The sequence below is a fragment of the Prauserella marina genome, assembly GCF_002240355.1.
Classification (GTDB): Bacteria; Actinomycetota; Actinomycetes; order Mycobacteriales; family Pseudonocardiaceae; genus Prauserella_A; species Prauserella_A marina.
The window spans coordinates 1,232,378-1,251,844 of record NZ_CP016353.1; the positions used below are offsets into that span (position 1 = coordinate 1,232,378).

The following is a 19,467-nucleotide window of genomic DNA, read 5'->3' on the forward strand; positions in this document are numbered from 1 at the left end:
GGGCGGCTCAATGGGGCGATGACGCGATCACGCTGTCGTCGCCAACCGTGGGGACAGGAGCGAGGAACGGGAGAACCCCGCTGTGGTCATCGAGTGCCGTGGATATCGAGAGCAGTACGCCCGCGCTGCCGGTGGCGACATCCATGGACAACCGGAGCAATTTGTTGCCGGGGAAAGCGATGCCGTCATCACCATCGCCGTCTGGCAAAGCAAACGGAATGGCGTGCCAGGCCAGCCTGGCAAGGTGCGATGCGATGGCGTCCTCGGCTGTGGGGTCATGCCCGTAGCGGCGAGCAGCGGCGAGTGTGGCCAGCAACCCACCACGACCGGCCAGCAACCCGCACTGTAACGCGGCCTCGGCCCGACAGGCCCTCAACAGCAGCGGGAGCTGCCGCACGCTCGTCCCATCGTCGGACGTGTGCTTCGCCAGTTCCATCGCCGCCATGGCGATTCCCGCGCTACCGGTTCCAAGGAACGGCAACGTCCGCTTGACGCCGTCCCTGACCTGCATCGAGCCGTCACGGGCCGGAACGCATTCCGCGAGGTCGCGGCTTAGCGCGCGTTCGGCATGAACGAGCCATTCGCCGTCTCCAGTGGCCTCGAAGAGTCGGGTGAACAGCAACGCGGGCCCCGACCAGCCTTCGACCAGCCCGGCCTTCGCTTTCCGGCCCGGCGGTGCCGCGCTCTCCAGCTCGGCCACCAGCCGTTCGCCGAGCTCGCCCGACTCACCTCCACCGTCGCCGAGATACAGCAGAGTCAGTCCGATACCGGCGAGTCCGTTGGCCAGTCCGTGGTCGCGGGTTTTCGCTATGGACCGACGTGCGTCTGCCAGCAGGGCATTCGCCGTGTCGTGGTCGCCGAAACCATGGAGCACGTATGCGATTCCGGCTGCTCCATCCAGGAACCCGGGTGCGAGCGGGCGGTTTCTGTCGATCGCGTCCCGTAGCCAGCGGTCGTGTTCCGGGCTCCGGCCGAGCCCCTCGACGGCCAGTGCGTGCAGAACCCCTGCGGCGCCGTGGCCGAAACCGAGGCCGCCGAGCCGGAACTGCTCGATGTCACCTGGGAAGAGCCGGTCGGGACGTTCCGGCGTCGCGCTCGTCAGTATTGCCTGTGCGATCGACTTCCTCACAAGATTCCAATCCGGTTCGGGATCGTCGAGCACTGTGACCGGCGCGGTAGTCCGGTGGCCGATCGTGCCCCTGCCGACAGCGCGGCCCTCGCGATCGCGGTCGTCCTTCTCCCTGGTGCCGCGGCGCAGCGTTGCCAGAATCGACTCGCCATAGCCATTGGGCAAGGGGAATCTGTCTTCGACGAACCTGACCCATTCCGGCAGTTTCGCCGGCGCGAGTTCGAACAGCGCTGAGAGCGGAAGGAAGAGCCACAGGCGCAGTGCCGCGAGCGCGTAGTCGTCCACCTCGAAACCGGTCCGGTCAGCCGGGGCCCGGAATCCAGGCGCGCCCAGCGTCGGCCGGCGTGCCGGACCGGGAGGACCCGCGAGCTCGAAGTCGATCAAACTCACCGAGTCGTCGTCCGTGACGAGCACATTGGCCGGGTGAAGATCGTTGAAGACCAACCCTCGGAGGTGGATCTCGCTCACGGTTTCGCCGATTCTGTCGGCGATGCCGAGTGCTCGCCGCGTGTACGCGGCGACGTCGCTATCACTGGCGCGGTAGTTGGTCAGCGGATAGTTGGCGCCGAGCCATGAATGCAGTGGTACTCCCGGCCGGTGTTCCATGGCGAGGAAAAGGTGCTCCCATACGGGCGTCAGCTCATACACCGCCGGTACTCCCGGAACGTCGGTGAGGGAGGTCAGTGCCCGGTGTTCCCTGCGCAGCCTGGCGACCGCGTCAACTTTGTCGCCGTCGAGGCCGGCGTGCGGACGTGCCTCTTTCAGCACCACCTGGTTGCCTTCACGGGCGTGTTCAGCGAGGTAAACCCCGCCTCCGTTGGAAAAGTGCAGCGGCCGGTTGACGTGGTAGGCGAAGTCGCCGGTGCTCTTGGCGCTTCGTGCGGCGAGATGCGGGGCGAGAAACTCAGGGAGTTCGACCCAGTCTGGCAACGCGAATACCGGGCCACGGTGATCGGGAACCAGCGTGCCGTCTTCACGCGCGATCCCGAGCACCCGGGTGCCCCCGCTGTCGATCCAACGTTCGGTGAAACCGCCATACCGAACGTACAGCGGCCCATCGCCATACCTGAGGTCGCTCAGAATGTATGGCCCCGCTTGGCCGCCGATACGCTGGTCCAGTTCGGTCACCAACGTCTCGAACTCGCGGTCGTCGCGCGGGTAGATCGTGACCAGCTTCCCGCTCGCCTCGCGAGGGGCGTATTTCGAATTCCGTGCCAACAACACGGCCAGATCCGTCAGATGCTTGAAGGTGACGGCTCGTTCGACCAGGCACTCGTAAACTGTGGTGAGCACTTGCTCGGCGTTGTCCAGCGTCGCGGAAACGTGAATCTTCCAGCCCTGATAAGGCAACGACGCTCCGAGTGGATGCAGAACCCGCCATGTCCCGTGCTGTCGCTCCGCCCAGCCCTCTTCGGGAAGCGGGGTGAACCGGGCGAAACGTTCGGCTGCCGAGCCGCGCTGTTCGTCGAAGAACAGCGGGTCCGCCAAACAGAACTCCTCGTACCGATGCTCCACCGCCACGCCTCCTCTGACTGTGCCGCACGGACTGTGCTCGATGTCGTTGGCTGTGGACACCGTGGTGACCAAGACCGTAAGCAGACATTGCCAAACCGGAGCCCGGCAAACGGGAACTTGTCCATGGCACCTCAACCAGTGACATTTCGCCCGCTGAGTGCGAGCCCGCTGGGTTCGCTGAGGCGAATGAGCGGTATTGGGATCGGTGGGCTCCCAGATGATGACGCTCAGCGACAGGAGATCGAACGAGTGACGAGATTGCCGACGGTGATCGGACACCATTCAGGGGAGGCCGATCGCGATGAATCTGAAGCAGAGTCCACTACGGACTGAACTGTGTTCTTTCCCAGCGCGAGTTCGCCGGGCGTGAACCGGTTCCCGCTTGCGCGCATGCGAGCGTTGTCCGCGCGTACGCGCGAGTCGAACCGAGGAGTCCGGACCGTGCCGACGGGAATGCGGGTATCGCGGCCACGGCTCACCGCCGATGTCCGGCGCAATCTGGGTTACGCCGGCGGCTCGGTTGTTTACCTGTGTGCACATTGGAGCTACGAGCGGAGGGTCACCGGTGTACGAGGCGTTCTGGCTCGCCTGGCCGCCAAATCGTGATGTCGAGACTGTCGTCGCCGGTCACCAAGCTTGAGGCTCCGATGAGATCCGCCGCGTACAGGTGCTCGAACTCCTGGCCACGAAGATCAAAACCGGTCTCCTCGAACATCGCTTCCGCGAACCGCGCATGTACCTCTTTGTCTTGCACGTCGCGCACGCGGCCCCACAGCTTCGCGTCACCTTCGTTCGGCTCGGTCTCGACCGTCGCCGTGTGCAAGCAGAAACGCGGGTCGCGACCGAGGTCGTGGAACTTGGTGGTGTTGGGCATACCGACGAGCCACAGTTCATCCTCGAAGAAGCGAGGCTCGATGGGGCTGATGCGAGGAAATCCATCGGCTCGAAGGGTTGCCAACATACACAGGTTCTTTGTCGCGGCGTGGCGACGCGTGAAAACCTCGGCGATCACCGGAGCTGAGATGCTGAACTCTTTCCACGTGGTCATCAGCCAAAGGTACGGCAGATTACGGGCATGAGGGTTCAAGGTGATAGAGCCCCATCGGGCTCACATCACCGGAAAATCAGTTTCCGCGACCGAAACCGCCGTCACCGTCGAACGGGTTCTGCTGTTGTGGGGTGATTGTGGTCTGCTGTGTGTCTTTCGCGCTTTCGAGAGCCACGTTGACCGTCTCGGTCGAACCATCGGCATGCTTGACCACGACGGGAACCTCTTCGCCCGGAGTGTGTTTGAGCACCTGCGCCATCAAATCGGCGTACGAGCTGATCAACGTGTCGCCGAGTTTCGTGATGACGTCTCCTTGTCGAATTCCGGCCTTCTCGGCGGCGCTTCCAGGTTGTACCGAGGCAAGTTGTGCCCCTTCAGCCGTCGAATCTCCCTGGGGGTTCACGCTTCCGCTGACTCCCAGCACCGGCTTGTTCGCTTCGCCGTTCTGCATCAGTTCGTTGGCGATCCGCTTCGCGGTGTCGATGGGAATTGAGAAGCCGAGGCCATATGCCTGTAGGCCGCCGTTACTGCTTTGACCAGGCTCAACGGCCGAGTTTACGCCGACGACCTGGCCGTCCAGGTTCACGAGTGGTCCCCCTGAATTACCCGGGTTGATGGGCGCGTCGGTCTGCAAGCCGTTGTATACGACAAGTTCGCCGTTGTCGTCTCCCGCTGTCACGGTACGACTGAGCGCACTGACAATTCCCGAGGTAACGGTGTTCGAGAGTTCTTCGGGGCTACCAATGGCCGCCACCTGCTGGCCGACCTTCAGACCGCTGGACTCACCAAGCGTCGCGGGCGTCAACCCGTCGGCGTCGTCCAGCTTGATGACGGCGAGGTCGTACGAAGGCGCGGTACCGGTGACAGAAGCGGAGTATTTCTTTCCGTCCGGTGCTGTCACCTGGATCTTGCCGTTTTCCGATGCTCCGGCCACGACATGATTGTTGGTGAGTACGTAGCCATCCTCAGAGAGGATGATGCCCGTGCCTGTCGCCGTGCCCTGGCCTGTGGGGACCTTGATGTCCACGGTTGATTTCATCGCCACTTCGGCGGCGTACTCGACCGAACCAGGTTTGGAGCTGACGTTGCTGGCTGATGCCGGCTGGGACGTCAGTACGGGTACGGCGGAGTCCGTCGACAGGAGCGCGTTGCCGCCCAGCGCGGCGCCACCGCCGACAAGACCGGCGATGATCGCGGTGGCGATGATCGATACCGGTACTCTGCGTTTCGGTTTGGCGAGCGCCGTCGGAACCGAGCCGGCGAAGCCGGTAGCAGAGTGGGGTGGCTGCTGCTGGGCGGCCAAGCCCCATGCGGGTGTCGCGGCTTCTTGTGTGGCCTCGGCAACGTCGTCCGTCCGTTGTTGCTGTGCGCTTGGCGAGTCCACGAGGGGTGCGATCGATTCCTGGGGGCTCGGTTTGTGCGCCTTCGGCGCGCCCGGCTGCCACGACCCCGCATCCCCCTGCTCGGCTGGGGTTTGCTGAGGTCCGGACTGGTCTGGTTGCGGCTGGTGCTGGTGAGGGGAGTTTTCGGTCACGAGCCCACGATGCGTCTTGAACCTGAGAAACGGCGCAGAAAGGCCTTAAAAGTTGCGTGGCTCTGTTGGCGATCGTTTCGTGCGGAGTCGGTCAGCCCGGCGACTGCCGCCGCCGGGCCACGTCTGTTTCGCAGTAACGCGGGATCTTCGGCGGGTTGTCGGCATGGCGAACGGGGTGCCTGCCGGGCCAACGTCGGGGGAAGGCCCGGCAGGCAGGTCGATCAGCGGATGTTGCTGGTGTGCCCCAGTGAGTAGCGGCCTGGTTGTGGCATATAAGTCAGCCCGTGTGGTCCTGAGCCGACGGGTATGCGGGCGAGCAGGTTCCCGTTGTCGGTGTCGAGCACGTAGACCTCGTTGTGATGCCGGCCGGACAGCCACAGTTGCTTTCCGTCAGCGGACACCGACCCCATGTCAGGGCTGCCGCCACCGGGGATGTGCCATTTGTCGATGGGTTTGTTCGTGCCGGTGTCGAGTATCGTCACGCTGCCTTCGCCGCGGTTGGTGATGAAGGCACGTTTGGAGTCGCGCGAGAAGTACACGCCATGTGCTCCCTGCCCGGTAGGCACGAAACCGACCTGTTTGGTCGCGTCGCCGTCGAACAGGTAGATCCCGTTGGCATGCATGTCGGCGACGTAGAAGGTGCTTCCGTCAGGGGACAACCTGCTGTCCTGAGGCATGCCATGCGGCGTTTGATCGAGTTCGAACGTCCGGACGTGTTTCTTGGCTTCGACGTCGAGGACGATCATCCGGTTGGCGAACTCGCAGGTAACGAGCGCGAGCTTGCCGTCCTTGGTGAAGTCCATGTGGTTGATGCCCGCACACTCGTCGATGTGAAGCGATTCCTGCTTCCGCCAGGTGTGCGGTTCGTAGAAGTCGAGACGTTTATAGGCTTCGGCTACGACAATCGCGGACTTCCCATCCGGGGTGAAGTACAGGTTGTACGGGTCCTGTACGTGAATGAGTTCGCCTGCTTTGCCGGTCTTCGGGTCGATCGGCGTCAGCGTGCCGCCCGGCACCTCGTCCGCCGTGACATACAGCGTCTTGAAGTCATACGAGGGAACGACGTGTTGCGGCTCCAGACCGCCGGGGATCGTGTCGATGACTTTGAAGGTCGAGGGATCGATGATCGAGACGGTGTTGCTGACACTGTTGGGCACGTACACGCGGTTGAGTACGCCCTCCATGGCCGGCGAAAAGTTTCCAGGCCGTGTTGCCGCATATACATCCCGTTCGCTGTCCTCTTCGGCCTTCGCTTCGGGTGGTTGAGCACCTGCCTCCTGCACGGCCGGCTGCTCGACCGCGTCGGCAGGCGGGGCATTCTCGACCGAATCCTGACTACCGCAGCCGGTCAGCAGCAGGCTCGTGGCGACAAAAGCGACCGCCACTGAGGTTCCAGTGATTCGCATGACCAGCGACGTTACAAGTGGAAGGCCGTGGCAACCCGATGAAACCGCTGTGGCAACGGGTGTCACGGTCAACTGCTACCCGGATGGGCGACCCCTGACTGAGGCCGTTCTGTCAGTCATTCCGCGAACCTGTCGGCGGACTCACTTCACAACCAGCCGCGTTCGCTTGCGGCCTTGGCCGCTTCGGTCCGGTTACGCGCGCCCAGTTTTGCCATCGCGCTGGAAAGATAGTTGCGCACGGTTCCTTCGGCGAGGTGCAGACGGGCCGCGATCTCGGCATTCGCCGCGCCGTCGGCGACCTCTCGCAGGAGTTGGCGTTCTCTGTCGGTCAGCGGGTCAGGCCGGCCCCAGGCCGCGACAGCCAGCTCGCTCGCGATTACTTGTTCCCCCGCGTGAACGCGCCGGAGCGCGACCATAAGTTCGCCGATGGGCGCGTCCTTGAGTACATAGCCGGCGACGCTGGCGTCGAGCGCGCGCCGAAGGTACCCGGCCCGGGCGAACGTCGTGACGATCAGGATGCGCACGGGGTGCTTCCTCCGAGCCAGTTCCACCGCGACATCAAGGCCGGAGCCGTGCGGCATCTCGATGTCGGTGACAAGCACATCCGGCTGGTGTTCCTCGACCGCGGCGAGTGTCTCCTCTCCCGTTGCGGTTGCCGCCACCACGGTGACGTCCGGTTGTAGATCCAGTAAGGACACGAACGCACTGCGTACCATCGCCTGATCTTCGGCAAGTACGACCCGGATCGGCGGATTCGTGCTCACGTGGCCACCCTGAGCGGAACGGCGATGGTCACCGTGGTGCCCGCGTCGACGATTTTCTCCACCCTGCCACCCAGCGCGCTGATCCGTTCTCGCATGCCAGTCAGGCCGTTGCCTTCCGGCGCGGAGCCGTCGCCGACGCCGTCGTCGGCGATGACGAGACACAGGTCGTCTCCGACGACTCCGACATCGATATGACAGGTCGTTGCCCGCGCGTGCCTTGCCACGTTGGTGACCGCTTCTCTCAGCGCGAGCGCCAGTTCGTGTTCGGTGGAACCCACGATTGTCAGTGTCGCATCACGTCGAACTCTCGTCGTGATGCCAACCGTGGCCAGCGTTTCCTGCGCGGACTCCAGTTCGGCGTCGAGTCCCGCGTTTCGCCAGCCGGCAAGAGTCGCCCTGATCTCGGACAGCGCGGTACGGGCGGTGTCCTCGATGTCGGTGAGCTCGCTTCCGGCCCGGGAGTTGCTCCGGTCGAGTAGTTCATTGGCCAATTGAGCCCGCACGATGATTGCCGTGAGGGAGTGGCCGAGCAGGTCGTGGAGATCTCTCGCGATGCGTTCGCGTTCCGCGATCGTCGCCAGGTGCTCGACGCGGGCGTTCCGCATTCGCGTCTCGACCTCTGCTCGTTCGCGTTCTGACCAGCTTATCTGGAGGGAACCGATGACCCACAGGTAAATCAGCGAGGGGATGAGCCCGTAGAGCCGCCATGGCATCGGAACGAACGACAGCACTGAGGTCAGACTGAGTAAGGCCGAGAGTCCGATGAACCAGCGCAGAGCGCTGCGCCGAGACTCCGAGAATCCAGCGAATGCCGCCGCGTACACGAACAAGATCGCCGCACCAGCGTTGAACGGTGTGGTGAGTGCGGCGAGGACCGTAGTCGGTACGGTGCCCGTCCAGCGGGCTCTTGCCGGCCAGCGCCACGATGCCACGTACATGGGCAGGAACACAACGACGATGCCCGCGACCAGCGCCCAATCCGCCCCGCCGGAGTCGCGATCGAAGATCGGCCCCCACAGCAGATTGACCAGATAGATGAGGTGGATCCATCTGGAGAGCCGGCCTGGAGGTTTCATGGTCGGGCACGACGATAGGACAAAGCTGCCAGCGGAGCTATGACGACGGTCGCAGCCAGCAGAGCCAGTAGGTGTCCGACCGCTGGAGCCGAGGTCAACTGAGCGAGCGCGAGTTGCGCGAGATGGTAGGTCGGCAGGAACTGGGCGATGTCGGCGAAGAAGTCCGGCAGAATCTCCAGCGGCATCCACAGGCCCGACAGGATCGCGGCAGGGAACAGGATCGCGTTGAGAATCGCGACGCAGGCGTTGGCGCTGGTCTGAAAGCCGACAGCGAGGCCGAGCAGCGCGAACGGGATGGCGCCGATGAGCAGCACCGCGTATACCCGTGCGAGGTCGGCGACCGAACCATTCAGGTTGCCGGTGATTGCCGCCGTCGCGGTCATCGCGATCAGCACGCCCACCGCGTACGGCATCGTGGCGATGACCTTAGCGGCCAGTGTGGCGCTGATCGGGACGGCGGACACTCGCTTCGCCCGCAGCCATCCCGAGCCGCGGTCGGCCGCGATACCGGTACCCGGATTGAGCAGCACGACCGTCAGCACACCGAATGTGCCGAACGTCGCGATCATGGCGGTACCTCGCTGGACCGTTGCCGAGGACTGATCGCCGTAGAGGGAAACGAACAAGGCGAAGAAGGCAACGGGCATGACGATGGAGAAGAACAGCGCCGTGGGTTCGCGCACGATGCCGCGTAGTTCGTCGGCGATCTCCACGCGGAGTATGCGTGCGTTCATGCGGCGGCTCCCGTGGTCTGTCCGATCACGACTTCGACGGCTTCTTCGAGACTGGCACCTTCGACCCGCAGATCGGTGAGTGCGTCGTCGGCGGCGAGTAGTGCTCTCACCAGAGTCTCTGGCTCCCGGGTGGCCAATGTGACCCGTTGCCCGTCGAGTGTCGCCGACAACGCCCCCGGGAGGCCGCGCAGTACGGCAAGATCCAGCGCGGTGCGCGCACTGACGGTCCGGTCAGGGAGCTTGGCGATCAGTTCGGCAGGCGGGTCTTTCGCGACAGCCCTGCCGCGATCAAGAACGACGACTTCGTCCGCGACCTCCGCGGACTCCTCGACGAGATGGGTGGTCACCAGAATGGATGTGCCTCTAGCCCGGCGTTCGGCCAGTGTGCTCCATAGTCGTCGCCGACTCGGGACGTCGAGACCCCCCGTGGGTTCGTCAAGCACGAGCAAGGCTGGATCGGCGACCAACGCCATCGCGAGCTGAACCCGTTGACGTTGCCCGCCGGACAGCTTGGCCGCCCTGCGCTTGCCGAGTTCGGTGAGGCCCAGTTCGGCGAGAACGGGTCCGGCCGCGGCACGGCTACGGCCGGCTCGGACAGCGGCTCCCGTGACGAGTTCCAACACCGTCAGCGTGGTCGGAAATCCCAGGGATTGTTGCACGACGCCGATCTTTCGTCTCGTCGAGGCCTTGGCGGGATCACCACCGCAGAGCCGGACCCGTGTGTCGGCCTGCGGCCGGAGCAAGCCGATGACGAGATTCACCAACGTCGTCTTTCCCGCCCCGTTCGGGCCGAGGAGGGCGACACATTCTCCGGCCTGAACGTCGAGGTCGACGCCGGAAAGTGCCCGCTGCTCCCGGTAGCTGTGCCGAGCGTCGCGGACTTCCAATACCGTATTCACCTGATCCATGCTGGCTTGACGGAGCCTCTGGATGTAGTGCGGCGATGTCACCGATGCGTGATGACAAATGTCAGCTGCCGCGGGCATCTCGTTCGCGCCATGTGAAAGTTGTGGCGCTGGTACCGGTGTCGGGAAGCGCGTCCGGTACCAGCGCCGGGACCCGCGACATGGGCGGGCCCTGGCAACCCGGCACAGTGGACTGTCGGCGTCGCCCGTCTTGGCGGGGCGCGACGAGCGTTGCGCCGGGCGGGTTGTAAGGCCGGACCGGTCGGCCGTCACTGTGTAGTTGTCAATGAGCGCGTCGCTGTTCGTCGCGAGGTCACGGCTGGTGGCTGGGGTGAATCACGTGAGTGCGGGAAATGCGTGATCTGTGACGGGTGGTGGTTCGCCACGTGGTTCACAGGGTGGCAAAGGAGAAGCGCCGTTGGCTAGATGTGTTCTAGATGATGTGGCTGAGTGGGTTCTGGTGTCGAGGGGATAATGTCAAGGTGGTGTCATCCGTATTCTGACGAGTGTCGTCGACATGTGTGCGGTATTGTTTCTTGTGTGCCTTCGGTTCATGTTTCCTCCTTGGAATGTGTGTTCAACTATTACTGAGGGCCGTCTGGCGTGTCAAACAATTTGGGAAAATGCAGTGAAGTCTCCGTTCGCGACAATCATCGTGGTCGCGATGCTTGAGTGAAGCGGTATTGAACTGGGCCGGAGTGCTGATGGCGAGGCGTTACCTGCCGAGACCCGCGATGAGGTTGACCATCGTGGCGATGACGACCGTGCCGAGCAGATAGGAGAGCAGTGATTGTCTCAGTGCCGTGGCTCGCATGGTTTTCGAGGTCAGATCGGTATCCGAGACCTGGAAGGTCATACCGATCGTGAAGGCGAGGTAGGCGAAGTCCGAGTACGTCGGAGCGGCTGACTCGTTGAAGTCGATTCCACCGACCGGCGCCGTGTAGTACAGGCGCGCGTAGCGCGTTGTGAAGATCGTATGGACGGCGCCCCATGCCAGCACGACACTGCCGACGGAGAAAGCGGCTTGGATGTTTTTGCTGCCGTCCGTCAGTAGCAGCATGCAGACCGCGCCGAGGCTCGCGAGCGCGGAAAGTACTACCAGTAGGTCTGTCCAGGCTCTGCCGGGGTCTTCGCTGACCGCGTGGCGGGCGGTCGAGCCGGAGTCCATCGGGAGGATGATGAACCACGTCCAGAGTAGGAACACGACCGCGCCGGCCATCCAGCCGACGAGGAGGCCCGCCTGCCAGTTGGTGGCGAAGCCGATGGCCGTCCCTGTCAACGCTCCGACGGCGAGCCCGGTGATCGCCCGCACTGCCGCTGTTGGCATGCGGTCGTTTTCTTGTGTGTCCTTTGGCGGGTCAGGCCTGTTGGTTTCTTCGGCTGACATGGGGAGAACCTACCGAAGGGCTGGTGAATAACGGGGAGACTATGCCCCTGTCGGGCGACCTTGGGTGTCATTGTCGGGGAAATAGGTATAGTGGGTTCCGGTGGTTCTGGGGTGGGCCGTGGGTGACTGTGAAGTCGTATCGACGTGGTTGTGAATGTCGTTCGGGCAGTGGCGACAAACGATCCTTGTTTTCAGGGAATCTTGTCCTGCTGGGTTGCTTACTGTTTATTTGCCTGAGCCGAGGAGTTGGTTTTAGTTGCATTAGCGATCGTGGTTGTGAGATTGCTGAATCTCGTGTATTCGGAAGGTGGTGCTGAATTCAAAGATTGAATGATTAGTGTGCGGTTGTCAGAGACGAGGGCGCTGCCGTTGCCGGGCAGTTCGCACGATGGCTCGTACGGGCGGTCTCGTGGTCGCGCTATTGGTGTGGGTCGTCGATCTCGCGGGAGACGATGGCGGTGTTCGACGCAGTCTGAACTCTGGAGATGCTGCGACGCCGGAGCGCGGTCCGGAGCGCGACGGCGGAGTGCGGTGGTGGAGCGCCGTGTTTGGTTTGGAGTGCGCCGGATCAGTGGCTGTTTCGGCCCTGGCCGGGGCCTGTGTCCGGTCAGGTCTCTGGTAGGTGGATACCGGGAACGGCGACGTGACGGGCCGAGTGCCGGATCCTTCACTTGGCTACGTGGCCCGGTTGTGAGTGCCGTCGACCAGGCTCGGCGTGGCTCCGACCGGCGGGATGGTCTGACCAGGGCTGCTGCGGCTGGAGTCACCCGGGTGAGGTGTGGCTAGGGCTGCCAGGCGCGGTGTGCCCGGCACCCGGCCGGGTTGGTGGCTGGAGCCCACCGGGCTCGTGCGATGGAAGGCGGGCTGAGTCAGGTGCGTCGGACGGAAGGAGGGCCGCGTCAGGTGCGTTGGACGGAAGGAGGGCCGAGTCAGGCGCGTGAAGAATCGGTGGAGTGATGCGACGGGGGAGCGGCCGGAGAGAGCCGAGTCAGGAGGTGGTTTGCGCGGTCGGTGTGTTGCGGGCGGCCAGGTAGGCGTCGACGGTGTGGAGTTTGTGCTGCCGGGTTGCCCATTCGATCTCCGCTTCGGGTGCGTCCGAACGGATCAGGGTGAGCAACTCGTCGTGTTCCCGAACCGACGCCTCGGTTCGTGAGGGCATGAAGGTGAAGCTGGAGCGGCGGACGAACGACATGCGCTGCCACTCCTGGCCGAGGAGGTCGAGCAAGTGCCGGTTGGGGCATGCGCTGCACAGTGTCTGATGGAACTGTTCGTTGAGCTGGGTGAACCGCACAGGGTCGAATTCGCCGGTCAACATGGAACGCATCGCGTCGTTGAGCTCATCGGCTTCCCGCAGGCGATCGGGAGTGAGTTGTCTGGCGCCGAGGCTGGTTGCCGCGCCTTCGAGGAACGCGAGGGTTTGCATCGTGTCGGCGTAGTCGCTGGTGTTGATGCCGGCGACCTCGGCGCCGACGTTGCGGGTGAAGGTCACGAGTCCTTCGGCCTCGAGCCTGCGAATGGCTTCGCGGACCGGCACCGTGCTGACGTGGTGTTCCCGCGCGAGCTGATCGAGCACGAGCCGGTAGCCGGCGACGTAGCGTCCGGCCATGATGTTGTCCCGCAGCTCTCGATAGACCGCTTCGGATTTCGAGAGCTTCTGTCTCCCTGAGGAGGTGGTCCCCGTCATATGAACCTTTCCGGGTGCTCGGGCCTCGCGGCGGCGACTAGCGTAACCGCCGCCGCGAGGCGCTGGGTCACAGCTGTGACCCGACCTTGAAACCGGTCGCCGTGTCGTCCTTGCGGGTATAGGAGAAGCCGTCGGCGCCGATGGTGACGTCCATCTCCTGGGATTGCTCACGTTCTCGTACCGGGACGGGGTTGCCGTCGAGGTCAAGTACGGTCGACGCCTCGGTGTACCAGCTCGGCACCACGGGGCTGCCCCACCAGTCCCTGCGCTGGTTGTCGTGCACGTCCCAGGTCACCAGCGGATTGTCGGGGTCACCTGTGTAGTAGTCCTGCGTGTAGATCTCCACCCTGTGCCCGTCCGGGTCGCGCAGGTACAGATAGAAGGCATTGGAGACACCATGCCTCCCGGGGCCGCGCTCGATGGAGTCCGAACGACGAAGCGCTCCGAGCTTGTCGCAGATGTAGAGGATGTTGTGCTTTTCGTGGGTCGCGAACGCGACGTGGTGCATTGCCGGTCCCGCACCGCCGGTGAGCGCCGTGTCGTGCACGGTGTCCTTGCGGGCCAGCCATGCCGCGTAGGTGACGCCCTCGCTGTCCCTGATGTCCTCGGTTCGCCGGAACCCGAGACCTTCCAGGTACCGGGCACCGGTGTCGACATCGGGGTAGACCTGGTTGAAGTGGTCGAGGCGGACGATCGCACCGGCACCATGGTGCTCGTAGTTCCACGTCAGCCGTTCCACGTGCTCGGTGTCGAAGAAGAACTCGTAGGGGAAGCCAAGCGGGTCCAGTACCCTGACGACCTCGCCGATTCCCTTGCGGAAACCGGCCTCGGTACGGCGGACCTCGCAGCCGAGCTCGCGATAGTAGGTCTCCGCCTTCGCGAGGTCGGCCTCGCCGCGCACCCGGAACCCGAACGCGGCTACCGCGGGCTGGGATCCTTGGCGCAACACGAGATTGTGGTGAATGAACTCTTCCAGTGAACGCAGGTGGATCTCGGTTTCGGTCTCCTCGGTCACCACAAGACCGAGAATGTCCACATAGAACTCGCGAGAGGCGGCGATATCGGTCACCACCAGTTCCATGTAGGCGCAGCGGACGATGTCGGGGACGGGGGCGGAGCTGCTCACACTGGATCTCCTTTGGTCGCGGCTCAACGGCCTGCGCGCTTTCCGGAAAAGAACGGGTCGTCGTCGTTGTAGCCTCCCGCGCCGAACCGGGCGGTGTGCACGTCACCGAGCGCGACGTGCACGGCCTGCTCCTCGGTGTAGAAGTCGAGCGACCGATAGCCGCCTTCGTGGCCGAGCCCGGATGCCTTGACTCCGCCGAACGGGGACCGCAGGTCGCGGACGTTGTGCGAATTGATCCACACCATCCCAGCCTCGATCCGGCCAGCGACGAGATGCGCTCGTCTGAGGTCGTTGGTCCACACGTAGGCGGCAAGCCCGTAGGCGACGTCGTTGGCGAGTTCCACGGCCTCGGCCTCGGTGTCGAAAGGGGTGATGGCGACGACGGGGCCGAAGATCTCCTCCTGGAAGATCCTCGCGGTACGAGGAACGTCGGCGAACACCGTCGGAGCGAGATAGTTGCCGTGCGGGAGGTGGTCCGGTTTCCCGCCGCCGGCCACGAGCCGGGCCTCGGCCTTGCCCGCTTCCACGTAGCCGAGCACGCGTTCGTAGTGCTCGGGATGGACCAGTGCGCCGACCTCGGTCGCGGGATCGGCGGGATCGCCGACCTTGATGGCACGAGCCCGCTCGGCGTAGCGGGCGACGAATTCGTCGTAGACGGCGCGTTCGACGAGGATGCGGGACGAGGCGGTGCAGCGTTCCCCGTTCAGCGAGAACACGCCGAACAGTGTCGAGTCGAGCGCCGCTTCGAGATCGGCGTCGGCGAAGATCACCGCCGGTGACTTGCCGCCGAGTTCCATGGAAAGCGCTTTGAGGTGACCGGACGCGTTGCGCGCGATGAGTTTGCCCGTCGTGGTCTCGCCGGTGAAGGAAAGGAGCTGGACATCGGGATGTTTGACGAGGGCGTCACCAGCGACCTCCCCGATGCCGTTGACCATGTTGAACACCCCATCGGGGACACCGGCTTCGGCGAAGATCGCAGGCCACAGCGACGCGCTGAGTGGGGTGAACTCCGCGGGTTTGAGCACGACGGTGCAGCCCGAGGCCAGCGCGGGAGCCAGTTTCCACGATTCGAGCATGAACGGCGTGTTCCACGGGGTGATGAGTCCCGCGACGCCGACCGGTTTGCGGTTGACGTAGTTGAGTTGCATGCCGGGGACTTTGTACGCCTCGTCGGTTTGGGCGACGACGAGGTCGGCGAAGAACCGGAAGTTCTCCGCGGCTCGTCTCGCCTGCCCCCTGGCCTGAGTGATGGGAAGCCCGGTGTCGAAGGATTCCATTGTGGCCAGTTCGTCGTCGCGGGCTTCGATGGCGTCGGCGACCCTGTTCAGGATCCTGGCCCGTTCTCTGTTCTTCATCCGTGGCCACGGACCGCTGTCGAAGGCGGTTCGGGCAGCGGCGACGGCGGCGTCGATGTCGGCTTTTCCGCCGGCGGCCGCCGAGAGGTAGCCGGTGTTGGTGGTCGGTTCGATGACCTCGAAGCTCGCCCCGTCGACGGAATCGGTCAGCTGTCCGCCGATGTAGTGCCGGATTCTGCTGGGAAGCGTTTCGGGCCGGGGCCCGGTGGTCGCCTTGTCGGCCGTGGTGCTCATGCTGGGTTCCCCTCGTCGACGGGTGTCAGGTACCGCTCGGCCCGCGCGGCAAGTTCGCAGACGCGCTGCTGTCCCTTCTCGCTCAACGGAAGCAGCGGCGGCCTGACGAACCCTGAGGAGATGAGTCCGCGCTGGGCCATCAGCCACTTCGCAGGAGCCGGGTTGGTCTCGGCGAAGAGGAGGTCGACGAGCGGGTGAACACCGTAGTGGAGTTCTCGCGCGGTGTCCCAGTCACCCGCGACGGCCGCGTCGTAGGTGCGCGCGACGGTGGCCGGTGCGATGTTCGACAGCGCCGAGATGAAGCCGACCCCGCCGAGCGCGATCAGCGGCAGGCACAGCAGCTCGATCCCAGACCACATGAGCAAGTCCTTGCCGCACAGGTGCATGACGCGGGAGAAGTGCTCGAAGTCCTTTGTGGTTTCCTTGATGCCGACGATGTTGTCGTGGTCGCGGTACAGCCTCGCGAACGTGTCCGGCGCGATTTCGACGGCCGTGCGCACGGGCACGTTGTAGGCCACGATCGGCAGGCTGGGAAACTCGCGGGCCACCGTGGAGTACCAGGAATACAGCGCTTCCTGAGTGGGCCGGGTGTAGTACGGCGTGATGATGAGCACGGCGTCGGCGCCCGCTTCGCCCGCCACGGAGGTGAGCTCCAGCGTCTCGTCGAGTTTCGCCGATCCCGTACCGGGCAGGAACGGCACCGTGTCGGAGACTTCCGAGGCAACGGTACGGATCGCTTCCGCGCGTTCGGCGACCGACTGTGACGACGGTTCACCCGTCGAGCCGCCGATGGAGATGCCGCGCGATCCGTTGGCGAGCTGCCAGCGCACCATCGCGCGAAGGCCGTCGTGATCGACGTCGCCATCGTCCGAGAACGGGGTGAACAGTGGTGCGATGGCACCCCGGATCTGCGCCGGGTCGGAGCGGTACCTCATGGTGTCCTTTCCTGAATGGTCATGATTGTCGGCCCGTACCTCAGCGCCGCTCGGCGCGCCACTGTTCGAATGCGGCTTTCCAGCGCGGCCCCATCGGGTAGAGGCCCTCGACCGATTCGCCGTCGGCGACGCGTTCGGCGATGAAGGTCTCCTCCTGCTCCTGGATTTCCGCCGCGGTGAGGACTTCGGCCACGAGCGAAGGCGGGATCACGATGGCTCCGTCGTCGTCGGCGACGATGATGTCGCCAGGGCACACGGTCGCCCCTCCGCACGAGATGGTGGTGTCGGTTTCCCACGGAACGTGCCTTCGGCCGAGCACGGCGGGGTGGGTGCCCGCGCAGTACACGGGAAGGCCGAGTTCGCCGACCGGGCCCGCGTCGCGCACGGCACCGTCGGTGACGATGCCCGCCGCGCCGCGCACTTTGGCTCGCAACGCGAGGATGTCGCCGAGGGTGCCCGCGCTGGGGTCCTGCCTTGCCTCCATCACCAGTACCTCACCCGCGCCGACGGATTCGATGGCCTGCTTCTGAGCGTTGAAGCCGCCACCGTGCTCGGCGAACAAATCCTTGCGATAAGGCACGTAGCGCAGGGTCCGTGCCGTGCCGACGATCGTGCTGCCGGGAACCAGCGGGCGGACCCCTTCGATGGAGACGTGGTCGAATCCGCGCTTGCGGAGTTGTACCGACAGTGTCGCGACCGCGACGCCGTGGAGTCGTTCCCGTATCGCCTCGGTGAGCACCGGTCGCGCGCTCGCGACCGGGGTTCCCCATGCGTCGGCGCGTTGTGATTCGTCCACTGTGGGCGGATGTCCCCAGCCGGGAAGCGGAGGACCTTCGGTGACGGTCGTGCTGAGCTTGCCCGAGGTCGTGGTGGGATCGTCGAGGCTGAACACCTCGACGTCGATGCGCGCCCCCGGCTGGGCGACGGAGGAACCGGCCGGCGTTCCGGTGAGGATGACGTCGCCCGGCTCCAGCGTCATCACCCTGGAGAGGTCGGCGATCAGCAGAGCGAACGGAAAGAGCAGGCCCGCGCTCGTGTCGTTCTGGACCAGCGCGCCGTCGAGCCAGGTCCGGATGCCGATGCGATCGGGACGCAGGTGCTCGGCTGGAATCAGGTCAGGGCCGAGCGGGGTGTAGCCGTCGCCGCCCTTGGAGCGTACGTTCGACCCTTTGTCGGCGTAGCGCAGATCGTGCAGTCCGAGATCGTTGCTCGCGGTGACCCAGCCGACGTGCTCCCACGCCGTTTCCGGGGCAACCCGCAAGGCAGGCTTGCCGATGACGAGCGCGATCTCGCCTTCGAAGCCGAGCAGTTCGGTGCCTTCCGGCCGGGCCACGGTGCCTGACCCGGTCACCGAGGAGCTGGTCTTGAGGAAATACGAGGGCTGGGAAGGGGTTCGGCCGCGTTGTTCCGCGCGGGAGCGGTAGCTCAGGTGGACGGCGATCACCTTGCCTGGCCGATGTCCGAGGGCCGCTGTCACCGCGTCGCTCGTCACTGGAGATCTCCTCGCGCCAAATCGTGCATGATGTCGTATACGATTTTGAGCATGGCTGTGGAGCGATGTCGCTGTCAAGAGGGCCCGAGGTTTCCTCCCGCTTTCTCGCTGCCAGCGACGCCGCGATCACAGCGCAGAGCGATCAAGCCGGAAAACGTGGCTCTCACTGGGTTTTCGCTCACGCTTTGCCCGATCCACGGTCGCCGACCAGGTAGCGTTCGCGCGACACCTGGGGGCACGCGCGACCGCAATGAAGGAAAGGCTGCTTCGCAATGGCGCGGAACATGGCAGGTGACACGGTCCTTTCACGAGTGGCCAGAGTGCTCAACGCTTTCGAACACGACCGGAGGGTGCTCACGGTCGCCCAGCTCGCGCGCAGGGCGGAATTGCCGGTGCCCACCACACATCGCCTCGTCGGCCAGTTGCTCGACGTCGGATTCCTGGAACGCGACGGGAAACACGGCATCAAGGTCGGGATGAGACTGTGGCAGATCGCGATCAACGCGCCGGGAGCACGTGAATTGCGTGAGGCGGCGATGCCGTTTCTCGAAGACGTGCACGCGGCGACTCAGCAGCACACGTTTCTCGACGTCCGCGAGGGCACCGAAGTGCTGATCATCGAGCGGCTGAAAGCTCACAACGCGTTCGGTCGCATTCTGCTCACCCCGGGTATGCGCGTGAGTTCGAACGCCGTGGCAGGCAGCCTGATCCTGCTCGCCCACGCCCCGAGGGACGTGCAGGAAGCCGCGTTGTCGGCTCCGTTGCGGAAGTACAACAGCAGGACTCCGGTGAAACCGGCGCAACTCCGGGATCTGTGGGCATCGGCGAGGCGCAACGGCTACATCGTCTGTGACGGCTATGTGGACCCCGACGCTCTGAGCATCGCCGTTCCCGTTCCCGGCCCCGACAACACCGTGGTCGCCGCGCTCGGCGTCATCGTGCCGAGTCAGCACGCGCAGCCGATGAACCACCTTCCCGTGCTGTTCGCCGCCGCCCGCGGCATCAGCCGGGAACTGAGCAGGACCCCGCCACCAGGACCCACGAGGATGCTCAGCTACCTGGTCGAAGCCACTCCGGAGAACTGACCGCCGCTTCTCATTCAATGAGAATCGGTCTTGGTTCGCCATCAGCGCGACGGCGATA

15 protein-coding genes are annotated in these 19,467 nt (G+C 64.6%); 1 reads left to right on the top strand and 14 read right to left on the bottom strand.

Annotated elements, in window-relative coordinates:
• Positions 1-7 precede the first annotated feature (7 nt).
• The 14 genes from lanKC to BAY61_RS05740 all read right to left on the bottom strand — a co-directional run bounded on the left by lanKC (position 8) and on the right by BAY61_RS05740 (position 18,324).
• Positions 8-2,704: a class III lanthionine synthetase LanKC gene (gene lanKC / locus BAY61_RS05675; protein ID WP_338061450.1), complete on the bottom strand. Its 2,697-nt coding sequence runs from the start codon at positions 2,702-2,704 to the stop codon at positions 8-10.
• A gap of 499 nt (positions 2,705-3,203) precedes the next feature.
• On the bottom strand, positions 3,204-3,731 hold the full coding sequence (locus BAY61_RS05680; protein ID WP_245865832.1) for a pyridoxamine 5'-phosphate oxidase family protein: 528 nt from the start codon (positions 3,729-3,731) through the stop codon (positions 3,204-3,206).
• Positions 3,732-3,768: 37 nt separating this feature from the next.
• Complete coding sequence (locus tag BAY61_RS05685) at positions 3,769-5,226, bottom strand: S1C family serine protease (RefSeq protein ID WP_245865834.1); 1,458 nt, start codon at positions 5,224-5,226, stop codon at positions 3,769-3,771.
• A gap of 221 nt (positions 5,227-5,447) precedes the next feature.
• Complete coding sequence (locus tag BAY61_RS05690) at positions 5,448-6,698, bottom strand: YncE family protein (protein WP_245865836.1); 1,251 nt, start codon at positions 6,696-6,698, stop codon at positions 5,448-5,450.
• Positions 6,699-6,778: 80 nt separating this feature from the next.
• Complete coding sequence (locus BAY61_RS05695) at positions 6,779-7,396, bottom strand: response regulator transcription factor (RefSeq protein ID WP_256327938.1); 618 nt, start codon at positions 7,394-7,396, stop codon at positions 6,779-6,781.
• Positions 7,393-8,472, bottom strand: a complete 1,080-nt coding sequence (locus BAY61_RS05700; protein WP_091799374.1) for a sensor histidine kinase — start codon at positions 8,470-8,472, stop codon at positions 7,393-7,395. The genes BAY61_RS05695 and BAY61_RS05700 overlap by 4 nt, the downstream gene beginning before the upstream one ends.
• Entirely contained in the window at positions 8,469-9,206 is a 738-nt protein-coding gene (locus BAY61_RS05705) for an ABC transporter permease (protein WP_091799377.1), read from the bottom strand. The genes BAY61_RS05700 and BAY61_RS05705 overlap by 4 nt, the downstream gene beginning before the upstream one ends.
• Positions 9,203-10,114 carry an ABC transporter ATP-binding protein gene (locus BAY61_RS05710; protein ID WP_091799380.1) on the bottom strand — a complete coding sequence of 304 codons (912 nt, stop codon included), beginning with the start codon at positions 10,112-10,114 and terminating at the stop codon, positions 9,203-9,205. Before BAY61_RS05710 ends, BAY61_RS05705 begins: the two co-directional genes overlap by 4 nt.
• 712 nt (positions 10,115-10,826) lie before the next feature.
• A complete protein-coding gene (locus tag BAY61_RS05715) occupies positions 10,827-11,438 on the bottom strand; it encodes a DUF1345 domain-containing protein (RefSeq protein ID WP_091799383.1) in 612 nt (203 codons plus the stop codon).
• A gap of 1,048 nt (positions 11,439-12,486) precedes the next feature.
• Positions 12,487-13,182 (bottom strand): GntR family transcriptional regulator, encoded by a 696-nt coding sequence (locus BAY61_RS05720; RefSeq protein ID WP_091799386.1) that lies wholly within the window; start codon positions 13,180-13,182, stop codon positions 12,487-12,489.
• 67 nt (positions 13,183-13,249) lie between these two features.
• A complete protein-coding gene (gene hpaD / locus BAY61_RS05725) occupies positions 13,250-14,308 on the bottom strand; it encodes a 3,4-dihydroxyphenylacetate 2,3-dioxygenase (RefSeq protein WP_256327939.1) in 1,059 nt (352 codons plus the stop codon).
• A 23-nt stretch (positions 14,309-14,331) separates the two neighbouring features.
• Positions 14,332-15,897 (bottom strand): 5-carboxymethyl-2-hydroxymuconate semialdehyde dehydrogenase, encoded by a 1,566-nt coding sequence (hpaE, locus tag BAY61_RS05730; RefSeq protein ID WP_091799389.1) that lies wholly within the window; start codon positions 15,895-15,897, stop codon positions 14,332-14,334.
• The gene (gene dapA / locus BAY61_RS05735; protein WP_091799392.1) at positions 15,894-16,832 is read right to left on the bottom strand and encodes a 4-hydroxy-tetrahydrodipicolinate synthase; all 939 of its coding nucleotides are present in this window, start codon (positions 16,830-16,832) and stop codon (positions 15,894-15,896) included. The genes hpaE and dapA overlap by 4 nt, the downstream gene beginning before the upstream one ends.
• 40 nt (positions 16,833-16,872) lie before the next feature.
• Entirely contained in the window at positions 16,873-18,324 is a 1,452-nt protein-coding gene (locus BAY61_RS05740; protein WP_176879585.1) for a fumarylacetoacetate hydrolase family protein, read from the bottom strand.
• Between the two features lie 284 nt (positions 18,325-18,608).
• Here BAY61_RS05740 and BAY61_RS05745 point away from each other — a divergent pair, with 284 nt between their 5' ends.
• Positions 18,609-19,409, top strand: coding sequence for an IclR family transcriptional regulator (locus tag BAY61_RS05745; RefSeq protein WP_170140078.1), 801 nt, complete (start codon positions 18,609-18,611; stop codon positions 19,407-19,409).
• The last annotated feature ends 58 nt before the right edge of the window (positions 19,410-19,467 follow it).